A 16,600-nucleotide genomic window follows, 5' to 3' on the forward strand; every position below is an offset into this window, starting at 1 on the left:
CGCTCAGATCAGGCCCGTGTGAACGGCGAGGTTCACCGCCTGGGCACGCGAATGCACCTGCAGCTTCTTGTAGATGCTCTTGATGTGCACGTTGACCGTCTGGCCGGTGATGCCGAGCTTGGCGCCGATCTCCGCCGAGACGCAGCCCGACGCCACATGGCGCAGGACCTGGCTCTCGCGCGGCGTCAGCGTCGTGTCGCGCGGCGGTGATGCGCCGTCGGGCTGTTGCTGCTCGCGGGGCTGGTGGTTCAGGCGGTGCAGCAGGCGCCGCGCGAGTCGCGGCGTGATGACGGCCCCGCCGTTCACCACGTGCAGCACCGCATCGGCGAAGCTCTGCAGCCAGGCGTTCTTCAGCAGATAGCCCGTGGCGCCCAGCTCGAAGGCACGCAGCACGTGGGCATCGTCCTCGAGCGCGGAGATCACGATGATCTCGGCGTTGCCGTGGCAGCGGCGCGCCTCGGCGATCAGCTCGAAGCCCATGCCGTCGCTCAGGCGCAGGTCGACCATCAGCACGTCGAACGCGTGCGTGGCCAGCAGCTTGCGTCCTTCGCGGATGCTGTCGGCCTGGCCTTCGAGCTGGATGCGCAGGTCCGACAGCAGCTCCTGCGCGATCACGCGGCGCATGTACTCGTCGTCGTCGATGAGCAGCACGCGCACCGGCGATTTTTCCTGGCCCGTCAGGAAGTCCGGCCACAGCCTCGCGGCGGGCGCGCACACCGGGGTGGCGGTGCCCTGGCGGCGCGGCGCCGTCACGGCGGCGGCTGGGTCGCCAGGAAAAATGAGCGTGTGATCAGCCATGGTCTTGCCCCGGTTGGTGTGAGTGAGGGAGGGCGGTCGATGCGGTGCCATCGGCGATGCGGATCGGGAAGTCCGGCACCGGCCCGTCGAAGCCGCGCGGGTTCGCGAGCTGCCACCGCCAGCTGTCGGCGCACATCTGGTCCAGGCTTCGCTGCGCGCGCCAGCCGAGCCGGTCGTGGGCGTGCTGCACATCCGCCCAGTAGGCCGGGGCGTCGCCGGGACGACGCGGCCCGATGTGCACCGCGATGCGGTGCCCGCAGGCGCGCTCGAACGCCGCAATCACGTCGAACACCGACGCGCCGCGCCCTGTGCCCAGGTTCACCGTGAGCAGGCCCCGATGGATGTTCGCGTACCGCAGGGCCGCCACATGGCCTTCGGCCACATCCATCACGTGCACGTAGTCGCGCACGCCCGTGCCGTCGTGCGTCTCGTAGTCGTTGCCGTGCACGACGACGTGCCCGCGTTCGCCCACCGCGACCTGCGAAACGTACGGCACCAGGTTGTCGGGCGGCCCCTGGGGGTGTTCGCCCAGCAGGCCGCTCTCGTGCGCGCCGATGGGGTTGAAGAAGCGCAGGCACGCGATGCCCCAGCGCGGATCGGAGCGTGACAGGTCCGCGAGCATGCGCTCCACCATCACCTTGGAACGCCCATAGGGGTTGACGGCCGCGTACGACGCGCTCTCCCGGATCGGCGAGCGCGCGATGTCGCCGTAGACCGTGGCCGAGGACGAGAAGATCAGCGTGCGCACGCCGGCGCGCTCCATGGCACGCGCCAGCGCCAGGCTCCCCGCCACGTTGACGTCGTAGTAGCCGAGCGGGTCGCTCACCGAGCGGCTGACCGCCTTCAGCCCCGCGAGATGCAGCACCGCGTCGACCCCGTGCTCGGCGAACACGCGGTCGAGCACCGCCGCGTCGCGCACGTCGCCGCGCACGAGCTGCGGCTGCACGCCGCAGATGCGTCCCACGCGCTCCAGCGAACGCGGGTCGCTGTTGACCAGCGTGTCCAGCACCACCGGCAGGAAGCCGGCCGAGATCAACGCCACGCAGGCGTGGCTTCCGACGAAGCCCGCGCCACCCGTCACCAGAATCTTTGAAGGGGTCATGGTTGGGACTCGGGAAGGGGGGACGGCGTGGTGGTGCCTCGGTCCGCCACGCAGCGAACCAGTTCTTGTTCGAAGCGCGACAGGATGGCGTTCTGATCGAGTTCCGCCTGCGCGAACGCACGGCCCGCCGCACCGAGCGTTTCGCGCAGGGCGGGCGAGCACGCGAGCTGCGCGATCGCGTCGGCCAGCACGGCCGCATCGCCCGGCGGCACCACGAGGCCGCGGCCCGCGACCACGTTGCCGAGTTCGGTGCCGGGGTGCGCCGTGGCGATCACGGCCTTTCCGCTGGCGAGCATGCCGGCCAGCTTCGAGGGCATCACGAGGTCCGCGGCGTCGGCACGCTGCGGCAGCACGTGGATGTCGGCCATGCCCAGCAATTCGTTGAGTCGCTCGGCGGGCTGCAGGTCGAGAAAGTGCACGCGGTCCAGGCCGGCGCAGGCTGACATCAGCGGGCCGCGGCTCGGGCCGTTGCCGCAGATGACGAAGTGGATGTTCGGCCGGTCGGCGAGCAGGCCCGCCGCCTCGGCCAGCAGCTCGATGCCCTGCTTGGTGCCCAGGCTGCCCGCATAGAGAACGACCACGGCGTCGGAGGCAATGCCCAGCTCGGCGCGGTAGCCGCCGGCCGCAACATGCGCGGAGGCAGGGTCGATCGCCGAGACGTCCACCCAGTTCGGAAAGAGCACCAGCCGGCCTTCGCCGATGCCCTTGCTCCTGGCCTTGTCCATCATGGCCGCGGAGATGGTCGACACGCGGTCGAACCGCGACAGCAGCCATCGCTCGAGCGACAGTGCGACGCGCCGCACACCCGCGCCGCGCAAGTGGCCCAGGCTGAACGCCGCATCGACTTCGTAGTCCTGGATGTGCAGCCACGACCTGATGCCGAGCACCTTCGCGAACAACAACGCCGCAGGCGCGCAGAAGAGCGGCGGCTCCACGACGAACACGAGGTCGGGCTTCCAGCGCGCCTGCGCCAGCAGCAGTGGCAGGCTCGACAACATGAACGAGACCAGGTGCGCCACGCGCGCCAGCGCACGCGGCTGCGCGGGCACCCAGGTGGGCGCGCGCCAGACCGTGAAGCCGTTGTGTTCACTCTTGCGATAGGCCCAGGCCGAATGGCCCTCGAACACCGCCCAGTGCGGAAAGAAGGGCGGCGCCGCGATCACGCGCACGTCGTGGCCCCTGGCATGGAGCCAGTCGGCCATCTCGCCGGAGTACTTGCCGATGCCGGCCAGCTCGGGCGCGAAGTTCATCGAGTACAGCAGGATTTTCACAGCGAGCTCTCAGTGGCCGGGCGCAGCAGGCGCACGATCGGAAAGAAGCCGAACAGCGCGCGCATGCGCAGCTCGTACAGCAGGAAGTCGGAGACGAAGGCGATGAAGAAGACGTAGTGCGGCTTGTCCGGAAAGAGCGAGATCACGACGCCGTACGAGGCCATGCGCAGCGCGAACTCCAGCAGCGTCCACCACCCGAGCGAGCCCATCGTGGCGTTGAGCGAGAGCATCATTTCGTGATGGAGCGTGTAGGTTCTCAGCAGGAAGTACGGCGCGATGCACACGAAGATGTCGCGCGCCTCGGGGCCGAGCTTCAGCAGCGGCGCAGCCACCGCCAGCAGCCCCGCCAGCCCCACGAAGAGCACGCAGCCGAGCAGGAACGAATGCCGCGCCAGCCGGAGCTTCTCGCGCGTCAGGTTGGCTGCGTTGGCATCCAGCATTGCCGGCGTCTTCGTGAAAAGAAAGGCCTGCACGAACTGCGAGGGCGCCTCCGCAAGAAGAAAGGCCAGCTTGAACGCGCCCACGTAGCTCAGCGGCATGAAGAGCGCCACGAGCAGCAGGTCCGACTTGCGCAGCAGGAAGGTCAGCAGCGCATACACCGTGGCGCTGGCCTGCGACGCGAGCGCCAGTGCGGGCGGCCCGGCCGGCGGTGCTGCGCCGTTCGCCGGCAGGACGATGGCTGCGCCCACGAGCAGCAAGGCCAGCAGGTTGATGGCGAGCAGGTGCGCCACGCCGATCTCCAGGCCGAGCGCAGCGAGCGCCGCCACGCCCAGCACCAGAACGGTCGCGCGCACGCCCGACTCCAGGTTGAGCAGGCCCGCATGGCCCAGGCCCCGGCTGTACGACAGGCGCAAGCTGTTGAAGGCGAAGACCGCGAGCGACCCCACGATCAGCATGAAAGGCATGCCGGCCACCGGCAGGCGCTGCGCACCCACGACGCCGGCTGCGAGCAGCGCGGCGAGCGGCAGCCCGATCGCCAGCGTGCGCACCAGGTCGCCGCGCGTCACCCGCGGCGGCACGCTCGCGGCATTGCGCGAGAACAGCAGCGAACTCCCCAGCATGCCCACGACCAGCGCCACTTCCAGCACCGACTGGTAGATGGAGTACTCGCCGAAGCGCGCGGGTGCCACCTGCGCCGCGATGAGGAAGATCGCCAGGAACCCCGACAGGTACACATAGAGCCGCGACGCGAGCGCTCCCAGACCCAGGCGCTGTGCAAGGCGCACGCCAGGCAGGGCGAACGATGTGCCTGCCGCCGGCTTCATGACGTGCTCCCGTCCGCGGGGTGCTTCGTCGCTGGCGCCGCCGCGAAGCCCAGGCTGTCGGCCATGCGGCGCGCGCGCGAGGCGACGCGGTGCGCGCGGTTCTTCGCCCTGCGCGCCATCTGCAGCGCCCAGGTCAGCACCGCGACCGTGTACACCCTGCGTTGCAGTGCGGGCTGCATCGCGAGCTTGGCGGCGCCCTGGAAGTGCAGCGCGAGCACGCGCACTGTTTGGCCCGCCGGCGTCTGCAGGCAGGGCTGGCCGTCGACGAAGGCCAGGCGCTTGGCGCCGCCGCGCACGCGGAACTCGCGCGTGAAGTGGTTGGTGCCGCCGTTGACATTGTGATCGATCACCTGGCCGTCGAGCACGCGGTTGATCGGCACGGTGTTGCCCGTGGCCTGCGCCCACAGGTACAGCAGCGTCATGTCGGACACCCCGCCGCGCACGCTGCGGGCCGCGAAGCGCTCGGCAATGTCGCGCAGCTGGTGCAGGCCCGCGGGCGTGCGGTAGATCCGCACGAGGCAGGCGACGAAGTCCCGCAGGCCGGCTGCTGTCCAGTAGCTCACGTGCGGCGAGATCTGGCAGGGGTTCCAGCCGTCCGTGGGCACGATGCTGGAGCCCGAGAAGTCGGCGTTGCCCACCAGCCGCGCAATGTGTGCGCCGACGCCGCGGAACAGCAGCACGTCGCTGTCGATCAGCACGAAGGCGCGGCAGTCTGGGTGCGCCGCCAGGTAGTTCGCCAGCAGAAAGTAGCGCCGGAAGCAGATCTTCTCGAACGCCGGCGTGTTGCTCGACAGGTGCATGTAGGCCTGGCAGAAGCGTTCGTACGCCGGCCCGGCGTCGGTGTCCGACAGCACGACCAGGGGCTCCGCCGCCATGGCCGCGGATTCGCAGCACAGGCGCAGTGCCTTGTTCTGGCGGTCTTCCACAACAATGAAGGGGAGGGCGGGGTTCATGATTGGGCAAGGGCAGTGGGTGAAACGGGTCAGGGCCGCGGCGCGGTGGCGCTGCGTACCAGCGCGACGTGTGCGGGAAGAAAGTGGAAGTCGGCGTCCAGCGGCATGTCGAGCGTGAGCATTCCGCCCTTGGCGTTCACATCGCCGATCCAGTTGCGCAGCTGCACCGCCGAGAAACGCGGCGCGCTCGGCTGGGCCCACGAAGCGCCCAGCGGCGTCAGCACATGCAGCCGGAGTTCGGAGGGCGGTGAAACCAGGCGTGCGGTGGGCTGCAGGTACTCGCCCGCCATGAGGTTCTGGCACGGCGCGCTCTTGAGGGTGAAGCGCGCCGCACCTTCGCCGGCATTGAAGGCCAGCCACCGGTTGGGGGCGCCGCTGCGCGCGGCCGCGCAGAGCGTGCTCCAGCCGAGCGGCGCCATGCCCGTCGTGTTGTAGACACCGTCGAACCACCAGCCCGTGGCGAGCGCGCCGTAGTGCTGCGACCAGCTCTCGATCACGGCCGACCAGGCGGTGATGAAGCGCGGCGGCGGCGGCAGCTGCTCGGAGACGTCGCCCAGGCAGTCCATCAGATAGGGGTCGCCTTGCGGCGCGCGGAACGGCAGGTAGAGGATCAGCGCGATGCCGTGGCGCCGCAGTGCGCGGCCGATCTCCAGCGGCAGGTCGCGCGGCGAACGGTGCGCGGCGCTGCGCGGACACAGCGCTTCGAGCGCGGCATTCGGCGCAATGAACTGGCCGTTGTTCTGGCCGAGCGTGAGGATGAGATGGTTGGCGCGCATCTCGGCGAGCGCGTCGGCGAAGGCCTCGACGTCGAAGCGCCTGATGCCGGCGATGGACTGCTTGTCGGGCAGGTAATGCACCATCACGCCAAAGCCCTGCACGCCTTGCACGCCCTGCCCATCCGGCGGGGTGGGCCGCGTCGCGATGGCCAGCCCCGCCCACGCGACCAGCCCGAGCGCCAGCACCGCGAGCGCGCGAAGAAGGGGCAGGGCGCGGTTCGTCATGGCGTGGCCTGCGCCAGCGAAGCGGCGTTGCGCTTCAACGTGAAGTAGCTCGCGGCCACCGCGCCCGGCGTGCAGGCCCGCGAGAGCGACCACGCGGGGCGTGCGCGCTCGTGGTTGGCCAGGTAGCGCTCGATGCCGCCGAGGCCGCCGAATTCGTTGCCGATGAAGAACGCGTAGCCCGCGAAGAGCTCCCGATGCACCGGCAGGTCCGAGAGCAGCAGCGGCACGCCCAGCGTGGCCGCCTCGGCGGCCGACAGGTTGAAGCCCTCGAAGGTGGACAGCGAGATGAACGCCGTCGCCCCCTGGTACAGCCGCAGGAGTTCTTCCCGCGACACCAGCCCCCGGTGCCGCACGCAGGCGCGGAACGCGGGCGCCATGGCCGAGACCATGCGTTCGACATCGCGCGCGCCGTTGCCCGTGATGTCGAGGTAGTCGACCAGGCCCTGGCGCTTCATGCGCACGAAGAGCTTCAGGATGCCCTCGAAGTTCTTGTGCGGGTAGTAGTGGTACGCCGCGATCAGGTAGCGCCCGCCGGGCGCGATCATGCTTCCGGCGCTGTACGCGCTGGCGCCCGCATCCACCGGATTGAAGATCACCGCCGGGTGCGCGCAGCGCGTGAAGTGCCGCTCGAAATCTTGCTGGCTGCTGCGGCTGATGAAGACCACGTCGGCCTCGCTGCGTGCGACGCGGTGCAGGTTCCAGTCGAGCCACAGGCGCTTTTGCGGCGAGAAGTACTGCGGGTACGACTTGTACTGCACGTCGTGCACGACCACGATCGAATCCCGATGGCGGCCGAAGGGCGCCAGCAGCGAGAAAGGCAGGAAGTAGTTCGGGAACAGCGAGAACACCCGCTCCCCGCGCAGCCACCCGCGCGCCAGATGGAAGTTGTAGAGCAGCGTGTCGAGGATGAAGCGGCTGATCTTCAGCCGCCGCGCGACCGCGTAGAGGCGCGGATGACGTTCGCTGATCGGCTGCACGTGGTGGTCCGGCGAGCCGCGCATGCTCTGCAGCAGCACCTCGGACACGTTCAGCACCCCGCCCGCCGACGCGTTGAGCCGGATGGTGTCGTAGAAGAGGTAGGTGGCCATGGTCGCTCCCGTGCGTGTGCGTTCTCATGCCGTCGGCAGGCCGGCGCGTGCCGAGCGTGTCGGTGGTGTGGGGCGTGTGGGGCGGGCTGCCGGCCTGCGGAACCACGACGCGAGGCTGCCGGCGACGAAGGCCGCGATCAGCCCCGAGACCGCGAACGGTCCCCAGCCCAGGATCGGCCCGCGCAGGAACGGCACGTAGGCCGCCAGCAGCACCAGCGCGCAGAGGTAGCCGGCCGTCAGCGTGCGCTGCGGGTCGACGGCCTTGTCGACGACGCGAAAGCCCGCCGAGACCGCAAAGCCCAGCAGGGCCGGGCCCGCCAGCCCGAAGTCGAAGTACGCAGTGGTGAAGGGCGGCAGCGACAGGTTGCGCTGCGAGAAGTTGCCCAGCACGGCCGGCCAGCCGAGCGGGTCGAACTCCGGGAACATCTTCAGCTCGCGCGGCAGGACGAAGGAGAAGGCCGAGAGCAGGTAGCGCCCGTAGCCGAGATCGGGAGAGGGCGCACGCTCCAGGATGCCCGCGACGACGAACATCGCGTCGAAGTCCTGGCTGAAGGGGTACGACGCCAGCTGCGCGCCCCACATGGCGTCCCGCGAGATCAGGTTCAGCACCGGGCCCAGGCCCGCGATGGCGCCGAAGATCACTGCAGCGAGCGTCCACCGGTGGCGGCGCCCCAGGGCATGAATGAGCAGCGGCAGCAGCCCGATCAGGATCACCTGGCGCGCCGTGTTGACCGGGTTCGCGGCGAAGGCGGCCAGCGCGAAGGCGAGGCCCGCGGAGCACCAGGCCCACAGCGTGCGCTGGCGCAGGGCGTGGATCGCGAGCGCCACGAAGCACATCAGCACCACGAGCTTGGGCAGCGTGGAATAGACGATGTACTGGATCGGCGTGCTCTCTTCTTCGCTCAGCACGCCGCGCGCCACGAAGTTCATGTCGAAGTGGACGAAAAGCACCGCGAACGCCACCTCCAGGCAGCCCAACAGCAGGAAGGGGTGGGCGACGCCGGCGCCGCGCGCGCGGTGCGCCGGCCCGGGCCCGGCCGGCTGCGCGGGCAGGCCCAGCCGTGCGGCTTCCACGCCGGCCATGTACAGCAGCACGAGCATCAGCGCCTGCGTGTGCGCGGCGGGCCCGACGATGCCGACCTCCCAGAAGTCGACGTCGGCCGCGATCTGCATCGCCGGGGCCAGCGAGAAGTAGACGAGAACCACCGTGTAGTGGATCAGCAGGAACACGCTGTCGCCGGCGGTGCCCAGCATCGACAGCTGCACCAGCGCCAGCACGAACACAACGCCGTAGCCCCAGACAGGATCGATGAGCCCGCACAGCGCGGCGCAGACGATGCCGGACCAGATGACGAGGGTTCTCATGGCGGGGCTCGGTTCGTCAGGCGTGCGCCGCCTCGGCGGCGGTCCGCGGGGCCGTCTGGTAGTCCGCGTAGGTGCGGCGCAGGCCTTCGGCCAGCGGCACCGTGGCGTGCCACCCGAAACTGGCCGCGCGCGACACGTCGAGCAGCTTGCGCGGTGCGCCGTCGGGCTGTGCCAGGTCGTAGTGGATGTTTCCCTCGTAGCCCACGACCTCGCGGATGTGCTCCACCAGTTCGGCAATCGACACGTCCTCGCCCGTGCCGAGGTTGATATGGCCGCGCATCGGATCGGTGTGCTGGTCGTAGGCGGCGCGCGACAGGTTCATCACGTCCAGGCAGCCTTCGACCATGTCGTCCACGTACAGGAACTCGCGCCGTGCCCGGCCGCTGCCCCAGATCAGCACGCTCGGCGAGCGGCTGATCTTGGCCAGGTGAAAGCGCTGGATCAGCGCGGGCACCACGTGGCTGTTCTCCAGGTGGTAGTTGTCGCCGGGGCCGTAGAGGTTGCTCGGCATCACGCTGCGGAAGTCGACGCCGTGCGTGGCGCCGTACTGCCGGTTGTAGCTCTCGCAGAGCTTGATGCCCGCGATCTTGGCGATCGCGTAGGGCTCGTTGGTGGGCTCGAGCTTGCCGGTGAGCAAAGCGTCTTCGCGGATCGGCTGGTCGGACAGCCGCGGGTAGATGCAGCTCGAGCCGAGGAACAGCAGCCGCTTGACGTTGGCGACAAAGGCCTGGTGCGTGAGGTTCGCCGCGATCAGCAGGTTCTCGTAGATGAACTGCGCGGGGTAGGTCATGTTGGCGTGGATGCCGCCGACCTTGGCCGCCGCCACGTAGACCTGGTCGACAGGCTCGGTCGCAAAGAAGCGAGCAACGGCCGCCTGGTCGAGCAGGTCGAGCTCGGCGTGGCTGCGCGTCACGACCTCGTGGCCGAGTTCGCACAGGCGCCTCGTGAGCGTCTGGCCCACCATCCCGCGATGACCTGCAACGTAGATTCGCATGGCGTTCTTTCAGTGAAGGATTCGGTGACTCCGGGGGCTCAGCGCGAACCGCGCGCTCCGAGCACGACGCGGAAGGTCTTCAGCACGATCACGAGGTCGCGCAGCAGGGAGAGCTTGGCGACGTACTCGGCGTCCATGGCCGCGCGGCGGCGGTAGCTCACTTCGTTGCGCCCGCTGATCTGCCACAGGCCGGTGATGCCCGGGCGCACCGCGCAGTAGTACGCCCAGTACGGGCCGTACAGCTCCTTCTGCGCAAACATGCACGGTCGCGGACCGACCATGCTCATGTCGCCTTTGAGCACGTTCCAGAACTGCGGAAACTCGTCGATGCTGTAGCGGCGCAGGAAGGCGCCGAAGCGGGTGATACGCGGATCGTGTTCGAGCTTCTGGAACTTCTCCCATTCGCGCCGCGCCGCATCGTTCTCGCGCAGGTGCCGCGCCAGCACGGCATCGGCGTTGGGCGCCATGGTGCGGAACTTGTAGAAGCGGAAGATCCGGCCGTTGCGGCCATAGCGCGGCTGCACGTAGATGACCGGGGCGCCCGAGGTCAGCAGCACGCCGACGGCGATCAGTGCGTAGGCCCAGCCCAGGAACAGGAAGAACGAGCCCGCCAGGACGATGTCCATGGTGCGCTTGGCGACCTGCAGGAGCCGCGAGCCGCCCACCGGCACGGGGCGGGCGGCGGTGCGGTGCGGCGTGCGTGAAAGGTGCGTGCTCATGATGTCGCGCGCTCCGGTGCGGCGTGGGGGGTGTGCCCCAGCGCGGGCGGATAGACGTTCGGCGGCAGGGCGTGGGGGCCGTACTCGTAGCCATAGGCGCTGTGGCGTTGCCGTGCGTCCTGCGCGTTGAGCACCACGCCGTGGAACGACGCGCCCACGTGCGCCAGCCGCTTCGCACTCTCCACCAGGTCGCCCATTTCGCTGTCGCCGGCGCGGGCCACGAGCATCAGGGTGCCCATGTCCGGGGCCATCGCCACGGTCTCGGTCGCCAGCAGGATGGGCGGGGCATCGACGACCACGGCGTCATAGAGCGACGAGAGGGTTTCCAGCAAGCGCGTGAACGCGCTGGCGCCCAGCATCGTGGCCGGATCGAGCGGCAGCTTGCCGGTGGTGATCACGTCCAGGTGCGGCAGCACCTGCACGTGAACCGCCTGCGCGAGCGTGCAGGTGCCGGCGATCAGCTCCGACAGGCCCGCGGAGGGCTTCAGCCCGAACTGGCTCGCCACGGTGCCGCGGCGCATGTCGGCATCGATCAGCAGCACGCGCTTGCCGGAGGTCGCCAGCACGGCCGAGAAATTCGTCGACAGGAAGGTCTTGCCCGCGCCCGGCGTCGCGCTGGTCAGCAGGATGCGGTTGTTCGGTGCCGCGGCCATCAGGAAGCCGAGCGTGGTGCGCAGCCTGCGCACGCCTTCGAGCGCCGGGTCGTCCGGATGCTGGGCCGCCAGCAGCTTCAGCCCGGGCCGGCCTTGGCGGATGGCGCGGTCGAGCGCGCCTTGCCGCGTGCTGAGCGCGATCGTGCTGTAGACGTTCAGGCCGGTGCGCATCTCGATCTCGTCGGGGGTGGCGACCGTGTTCTTGAGCACCTTGCGAAGGATCGTGGTGAGCGCGCCCAGGAACAGCCCCACGGCCAGCGCCAGCGCCATCACGATCACCGCCTTGGGCCGCACCGGCTTCTCCGGCGACAGCGCCTGGTCGAGCACGCGCACGTTGCCGAGGCGGCCTTCGCGGGCCAGGCGCATCTGCAGCGAACTGTTCAGGAGCGACGCGTAGAGCTCGGTGTTGACCTTGATGTCGCGCTGCATGCGCAGGGAGTTCTGCTGCAGCATCGGCATGCGGCGAATGCGGGTGTCCACGCCGCCCAGCTCCCTGCGCAACGAGGCGATCTGCGCGTCGAGCGTCATCAGCATCGGGTGCGCACTGGTGAAGCGGCTCGCCAGGTCCAGGCGCTTCTGGCGCGCGTCGAGCAGCTTGGCCTGCAGGTCGACGTTCTGCGACAGCGCGTTGCGCGCCTCGTCGTCCAGGCTGATGGTTCCGTTCTGGTTGCGGTACTGGTTGTAGGCCTCTTCCGACTGTTCCAGCTGCTGCTTGAACTTGGGCAGCTCGGTGCCCAGGAAGTCCAGCGTGCGCTCGGCCTGCGCGGTCTTCTGGTCGATGTTCTGCCGCATGTACAGGCGCGCCACCTCGTTGAGCAGGTTCGCCAGATGGTCGCGATCGTCGGTCTGCCAGCTCACATCGATCACGCTGGACTGCTTGCCTTTCTCGATGACGCGCAGCTCGCGCTGCAGCTCGAGCATGGTGAGCTGCGTGGAATGCCGCGTCAGCTCGAAGGCGCCGCCGGGCCGCGCGTCGATAGCGGCCACCAGCAGGTGGACCGTTCCGCCCGGCACGGTGCTGTCCTGCGGTACGCCGACCTGGCCCTGCAGCGGGGTGTCGAGGTCGGGATGCGTCAGGGTGTAGTGGCCGTCCTTGCCTGCGGTCAGCAGGAACTTCTTGCCCTCGAGGGCCGGCGGCACGTCCATCTGCGCGACCGCGATCTGCTCGGTGCCCGACACATAGCCGCGCATGCCGAAGAAGCCCGGCTGGGACAGCGTCTTCGAATGCCGCGCCATGAAGGCGCCCACGACCGGGATGTAGTGCGGCCGCGCCGTGATGAACAGCTTGGTGTTCTCGATCGCCTGGCCGAGCACCATGCGCGACTTCAGGATCTCGGCCTCGCCCGAGGTCGGCGTCTTCACGCCCACGCCGTTGACCGCGGCATCGCCTGCGCCGCCGGGCGAGCGTTCGGCATCCTCGAGCTGGATCAGCACGTTGGCTTCGTACACCCGCGGCCCGAAGAGCGCGTAGCCCGCGCCCAGCACCAGCACCACGGCAGTGACCGAGGCGATCAGCCACCGGTTGTCCAGCATCAGGTCGACGTATTCCTTGAACCTTGAGTACGGGCGCTCGGGTTCCGGGCTGTACGGTGCGGGAAGGGGGGGGTACCAACGCGCATTCATGGGCTTCACCTTCTTTGTCGTGTTCGGGCCGGGGCGCTGCGCGGACCTACCTGCTGCGGGCGGTGTCGCGCGCGAGGTTGATCACCTGGGCGGCGGGAAGGATCAGGTTGGCGACCCGGTTCCACGAGACCAGCGGCACGCGGTCGACATAGACCACGTCGCGCGGCCGCAGCTCAAAGCGGTCGGCCAGCGCAAGCGCAGCCGGGTTCCTCGCGTTCAGGCTGAAGATCTGCGGCGTGTCGGGCGTCTGCGGCGAGTTGCGGATCACGTAGATCTGTCCGGGGTCGGCCGTGAGCAGGTCGGGCCCGCCCGCGTCGCCGAGGGCTTCGTTCAGGCTCATGCGGCCGTTGCGCATCAGGAGCGCCGAGGGCCGCATGATCTCGCCCATCACGTAGATCCGGCTGTCGTCCCGGCTGCCGACGTACACGATGTCGCCGTTGCGCAGCGGAATGTTGTTGGCGTCGGCGCCGAAGCGCTTGAGCTGCAGCGTGTCGATGATCACCGTGCGGTCGCCGCGCGTGAGCGTCACATGCGAACGGTCGCCCACGGCGGTGATGCTGCCCGCGCGGTTGAGTGCTTCGGACAGCGTCATCGGGATGTCCGTGAAGATCTGCAGCCCCGGTGTGCGGACCTCGCCCTCGACATAGGCGCGCTGGCTGCGGAACGACTGGATGCGCACGCTGACCAGGGGCGCCTTGATGATCTTGCCGATGCGCGTCGCGATCAGCTCGGACGCACCGCTTTCGGTCAGCCCCTGCAGCCGGGTGCGGCCGATGTAGGGAAAGCTGATTTCGCCCGCGGCATCGACGATGAAGCCCGGCGCCACGGTGACGCCGGTCGGGTCGCTCTGCTGCGCGATCACCGCGCCCAGGTTGGGCTGCAGCTCGGGATTGTTGTAGACGGTGATGCCCACCACGTCCCCCGGCCCGATGGTGTAGGGCGCGGGCCGGCCGAACAGCGCCTTCACGTCGGGCGGGATGCCCGTGTTCCCCGCGAGCTGTGTGCGGATCAGCTCCGGGGTGATGACTTCCACCTTGCCGGTGCCGCCGTTCTTGCCGTCGGCCGACTGCAGCGGGCCCGGCGTGCCGAAGCCGGGTGCGCAGCCGCACAACCCGAGCGACAGCAGCAGCGCCATGGCGCGCGACCGGAAGCGGCCACCGGGAAGGGCGCGGGCGCCCTCGGTGGCGAGGAGGCGCTCGCCGCGCGGATTCGCTGGGGTGACGGTTTTCATGAGTCTCTCCTTGGCTTCGGTTGTTGTTTCAAGGCGCGGCGAGCGTGGCCGCAATGGCGCGCGGGGTGCCTGCCGCCGGTCGGCCCTGCCGCTCCGGGCTGGGGGTGGCCAGGCAGTGCTCGACGACCCAGTCGCCGACGGATTGCAGGAAGAGCTGCTGGCCCTTCACGGTGCAGACGGTGTGGTCCACCTCGCGCATGAACTCGTACTGCAGGCCTTGCATGAACGGTTCGTGGCGCAGGGCGCCGAGCTGGTCGCGGTCGCGGTCGCAGACATGCAGCGATCCCGAGTACAGGAGCTGCACCGCCACCTCGCGTTCGACCAGCCGCTTCATGGTGGCCTCGAACCAGATCGCATTGACGTTGGGGGGCCGCCGGTCCACGAAGTAGCCCGGCAGCGCCTTGGTCGTCGTGTTGCCCGGCAGATGGCGCAAGACCCAGCGCCGCGCCTTGCCCGGGAACGACGGGTGCAGCGGCGCCGCCAGCGCGCGGCGCACCGTGAGTTCCCAGCGCGTGCGCCGTTGGGGAAAGGCAAAGCCGTCGAACAGCGAGAGCGCCACCATGCGCGCGTCCACCGCGGCTGCCGACATGGCGTGCTCCACGCCCGAGCACATGGCCACGACCGCGAACTGGCGGATGCCCAGCATGCGTTGCGCGAGGTCCATGGCGGCCTGCAGGCTGTGCACCGCGCGCGTCTGCAGGTCGGGCCCGGTGTCCAGCGCCTCGCTGTCGCCGATGCCACCCAGGTCGAAGCGCAGGCTGCCCACGCCGCGCGCGGCGAGCACGTGCGCCAGTTTCACGTTGATGCGGCGCGGCCCGACGCGGTGGTTCGCGCCCATGTTGAACATCAGGCAGGCGACGGGCGCCGGCATCCGCTGCGCGGGGACGGTGAGCATGCCCATCAGTGCGTTTCCGGGGCCGAAGCACACCGGGGTCTGCGTCAGGTCATTCATGGATGGCTCCCTGCAGGCGGCTGAGCGCATCGGCCGGAACCATCGCGCTGTGGGGATAGGGGTCGGACGTCCAGTCCAGCGGGTGGCTCAGGTAGGCCAGGCGCACCGGCATGTGGCGCGACTGCTGCTCGGCCGCCCATTGCGCGGTGGGCGTGTCGTCGGGCGGGGCCAGCACCAGGGTGTCGTGCAGGGCCGTGAGTGGCAGCGACTGCGGCGTGAGGGCGCGCAGCTGCGCCTGCAGGGCAGGCGAGAGACGCACGCCGAGCGCCTCCTCGGGCAGCGCGTCGGGTTCCCGCGCGAGGCTGCGGCGCCACGACAGGTCAGGGATGCAGAAGGTCGTGTCGATCGCTTCGACGTGGCGCTCGCGCAGCAGGCGCGCGTAGCCCTGGCCGTCGATCACCGGCTCCCAGAGCACCAGACGGGCCGGATCGCACAGTCCATTGCGCGCGGCCAGCACGGCCAGGGTGGCGCCGAGCCGTGCGCCGATCCACACGATGGCGGCATGCGGCACGTGCCGCCGCAGCTCCTCGTGCGCCGCGCACAGGTCGCGGCGCCAGCCGTCGAGCTCGCCCTCGCTCTCGTCGCCCGGCGAGTCGCCGGAGCCGTAGAAATCGAAGCGCAGCGTGGCAACGCCGGCGCGTGCGAGGCGCTCGGCCAGCACCTTGAAGAAGCGATGGGTGCGCAGGCCTTCCTGTCCGAAGGGCGGGCACAGGAGCACCGCGGTGTGCTCGCCCCGGTGGTCGTCGGCGGCATGGAACACGCCGAAGACCTGGCGCGAGGCCGGCCCGAACATGAGCGGCGTGAAGAGGGTCATGCGACACCCCTCGCGCATCGCGCTTCGGTCATCCCCTGGAGCGCGTTCAGGGGGCGCATGGGGCCGCCTTCGAAACCGCCCCCCGAGGCCTGGACGCGGGCTTCGGTGTGGCGCCATTCGGCGAGCGAGCCCACGCTGTCCGCCCGCGCGGGCGCGGGCCCCAACACCAGCACCAGCGTGCGGCCTGCCACCGGCAGTTCGACGCTGCGGCAGTCCGGCACCACGCCCACCTCGAAGCTCTGCGACGACATCAAGAGGCCCACGCCGATGGCCTTCAGGCAGGCTTCCTTGCGGGTCCAGCAGGTCAGGAAGGCGTGGTCGCGTTCATGCGCGGGCAGGGCGGCCAGTGCGTCCTGTTCGTGCTGCGTGAAATGCGCCGCCGCCAAAGCGGCCGCGTCCGGCATCGGGCGCAGCAGCTCGACGTCGGCGCCCAGCGGGCCGCGCCCGCCGATGGCGATCAAGGCCAGGCCCTGGCTGTGGCTCAGCGAGAACTGGGTGCGCGGGTGGCCCGCCAGCGACGGCTTGCCGAAGGCGCCGGTGGCCAGCGTCAGCGCGGCGGGAGCCAGGCCCGTGTACGCGCACAGCGCCTGGCGCAGCGCGAGATGCGCCGCCACGAAGCGCTGCCGGTCGACGGGAAAGCGCAGGCTCTCGGCACGCGCGCGCTCTTCGTCCGACAGGACCTGGGCGAGCAGGGTGTCGGTGACGCTGTCCAGCTCGACGTACCGGCAGACCGGTGCGTCGATGGACAGGGCGTGGGCGGCGCTGGTCATG

The 16,600-nt window shown here is 69.8% G+C and carries 15 protein-coding genes; all 15 read right to left on the reverse strand.

Annotated elements, in window-relative coordinates:
- Window positions 1–3 precede the first annotated feature (3 nt).
- From CY658_RS10415 to CY658_RS10485, 15 genes are read right to left on the reverse strand one after another with little or no spacing between them, the layout of a single operon-like run.
- Complete coding sequence (locus CY658_RS10415; protein WP_101490016.1) at window positions 4–798, reverse strand: LuxR C-terminal-related transcriptional regulator; 795 nt, start codon at window positions 796–798, stop codon at window positions 4–6.
- Window positions 791–1,900, reverse strand: a complete 1,110-nt coding sequence (gene galE, locus CY658_RS10420; protein ID WP_101490017.1) for a UDP-glucose 4-epimerase GalE — start codon at window positions 1,898–1,900, stop codon at window positions 791–793. Before galE ends, CY658_RS10415 begins: the two co-directional genes overlap by 8 nt.
- On the reverse strand, window positions 1,897–3,171 hold the full coding sequence (locus CY658_RS10425) for a glycosyltransferase WbuB (RefSeq protein WP_101490018.1): 1,275 nt from the start codon (window positions 3,169–3,171) through the stop codon (window positions 1,897–1,899). Before CY658_RS10425 ends, galE begins: the two co-directional genes overlap by 4 nt.
- Window positions 3,168–4,436 (reverse strand): polysaccharide biosynthesis protein, encoded by a 1,269-nt coding sequence (locus CY658_RS10430; protein WP_101490019.1) that lies wholly within the window; start codon window positions 4,434–4,436, stop codon window positions 3,168–3,170. The genes CY658_RS10425 and CY658_RS10430 overlap by 4 nt, the downstream gene beginning before the upstream one ends.
- Window positions 4,433–5,389 (reverse strand): hypothetical protein, encoded by a 957-nt coding sequence (locus tag CY658_RS10435; protein WP_101490020.1) that lies wholly within the window; start codon window positions 5,387–5,389, stop codon window positions 4,433–4,435. The genes CY658_RS10430 and CY658_RS10435 overlap by 4 nt, the downstream gene beginning before the upstream one ends.
- A 29-nt stretch (window positions 5,390–5,418) precedes the next feature.
- Entirely contained in the window at window positions 5,419–6,390 is a 972-nt protein-coding gene (locus CY658_RS10440) for a hypothetical protein (protein WP_101490021.1), read from the reverse strand.
- Entirely contained in the window at window positions 6,387–7,478 is a 1,092-nt protein-coding gene (locus tag CY658_RS10445; RefSeq protein WP_101490022.1) for a glycosyltransferase, read from the reverse strand. Before CY658_RS10445 ends, CY658_RS10440 begins: the two co-directional genes overlap by 4 nt.
- Window positions 7,479–7,502: 24 nt before the next feature.
- Window positions 7,503–8,843: a hypothetical protein gene (locus CY658_RS10450; RefSeq protein WP_101490023.1), complete on the reverse strand. Its 1,341-nt coding sequence runs from the start codon at window positions 8,841–8,843 to the stop codon at window positions 7,503–7,505.
- 16 nt (window positions 8,844–8,859) lie between these two features.
- On the reverse strand, window positions 8,860–9,837 hold the full coding sequence (locus tag CY658_RS10455; RefSeq protein WP_101490024.1) for a GDP-L-fucose synthase family protein: 978 nt from the start codon (window positions 9,835–9,837) through the stop codon (window positions 8,860–8,862).
- A 38-nt stretch (window positions 9,838–9,875) separates the two neighbouring features.
- Complete coding sequence (locus CY658_RS10460) at window positions 9,876–10,556, reverse strand: sugar transferase (RefSeq protein WP_101490025.1); 681 nt, start codon at window positions 10,554–10,556, stop codon at window positions 9,876–9,878.
- A complete protein-coding gene (locus CY658_RS10465; RefSeq protein WP_101490026.1) occupies window positions 10,553–12,832 on the reverse strand; it encodes a polysaccharide biosynthesis tyrosine autokinase in 2,280 nt (759 codons plus the stop codon). Before CY658_RS10465 ends, CY658_RS10460 begins: the two co-directional genes overlap by 4 nt.
- A 46-nt stretch (window positions 12,833–12,878) precedes the next feature.
- A complete protein-coding gene (locus tag CY658_RS10470; RefSeq protein ID WP_101490027.1) occupies window positions 12,879–14,063 on the reverse strand; it encodes a polysaccharide biosynthesis/export family protein in 1,185 nt (394 codons plus the stop codon).
- Window positions 14,064–14,091: 28 nt separating this feature from the next.
- On the reverse strand, window positions 14,092–15,015 hold the full coding sequence (locus tag CY658_RS10475; protein WP_101490028.1) for a hypothetical protein: 924 nt from the start codon (window positions 15,013–15,015) through the stop codon (window positions 14,092–14,094).
- On the reverse strand, window positions 15,008–15,829 hold the full coding sequence (locus CY658_RS10480; RefSeq protein ID WP_101490029.1) for a serine aminopeptidase domain-containing protein: 822 nt from the start codon (window positions 15,827–15,829) through the stop codon (window positions 15,008–15,010). Before CY658_RS10480 ends, CY658_RS10475 begins: the two co-directional genes overlap by 8 nt.
- Entirely contained in the window at window positions 15,826–16,599 is a 774-nt protein-coding gene (locus tag CY658_RS10485) for a 4'-phosphopantetheinyl transferase family protein (protein ID WP_101490030.1), read from the reverse strand. Before CY658_RS10485 ends, CY658_RS10480 begins: the two co-directional genes overlap by 4 nt.
- Window position 16,600: the final 1 nt, after the last annotated feature.

This window comes from Variovorax sp. RO1, from assembly GCF_002849325.1.
Lineage (GTDB): Bacteria > Pseudomonadota > Gammaproteobacteria > Burkholderiales > Burkholderiaceae_C > Variovorax.

Coding starts and splice junctions, on each gene's coding strand:
- CY658_RS10430 (WP_101490019.1), bottom strand. CDS start 4,436: ATGAAGCCGGCGGCAGGCACATCGTTCGCCCTGCCTGGCGTGCGCCTT.
- CY658_RS10470 (WP_101490027.1), bottom strand. CDS start 14,063: ATGAAAACCGTCACCCCAGCGAATCCGCGCGGCGAGCGCCTCCTCGCC.
- CY658_RS10435 (WP_101490020.1), bottom strand. CDS start 5,389: ATGAACCCCGCCCTCCCCTTCATTGTTGTGGAAGACCGCCAGAACAAG.
- CY658_RS10450 (WP_101490023.1), bottom strand. CDS start 8,843: ATGAGAACCCTCGTCATCTGGTCCGGCATCGTCTGCGCCGCGCTGTGC.
- CY658_RS10485 (WP_101490030.1), bottom strand. CDS start 16,599: ATGACCAGCGCCGCCCACGCCCTGTCCATCGACGCACCGGTCTGCCGG.
- galE (WP_101490017.1), bottom strand. CDS start 1,900: ATGACCCCTTCAAAGATTCTGGTGACGGGTGGCGCGGGCTTCGTCGGA.
- CY658_RS10445 (WP_101490022.1), bottom strand. CDS start 7,478: ATGGCCACCTACCTCTTCTACGACACCATCCGGCTCAACGCGTCGGCG.
- CY658_RS10460 (WP_101490025.1), bottom strand. CDS start 10,556: ATGAGCACGCACCTTTCACGCACGCCGCACCGCACCGCCGCCCGCCCC.
- CY658_RS10465 (WP_101490026.1), bottom strand. CDS start 12,832: ATGAATGCGCGTTGGTACCCCCCCCTTCCCGCACCGTACAGCCCGGAA.
- CY658_RS10455 (WP_101490024.1), bottom strand. CDS start 9,837: ATGCGAATCTACGTTGCAGGTCATCGCGGGATGGTGGGCCAGACGCTC.
- CY658_RS10480 (WP_101490029.1), bottom strand. CDS start 15,829: ATGACCCTCTTCACGCCGCTCATGTTCGGGCCGGCCTCGCGCCAGGTC.
- CY658_RS10440 (WP_101490021.1), bottom strand. CDS start 6,390: ATGACGAACCGCGCCCTGCCCCTTCTTCGCGCGCTCGCGGTGCTGGCG.
- CY658_RS10475 (WP_101490028.1), bottom strand. CDS start 15,015: ATGAATGACCTGACGCAGACCCCGGTGTGCTTCGGCCCCGGAAACGCA.
- CY658_RS10415 (WP_101490016.1), bottom strand. CDS start 798: ATGGCTGATCACACGCTCATTTTTCCTGGCGACCCAGCCGCCGCCGTG.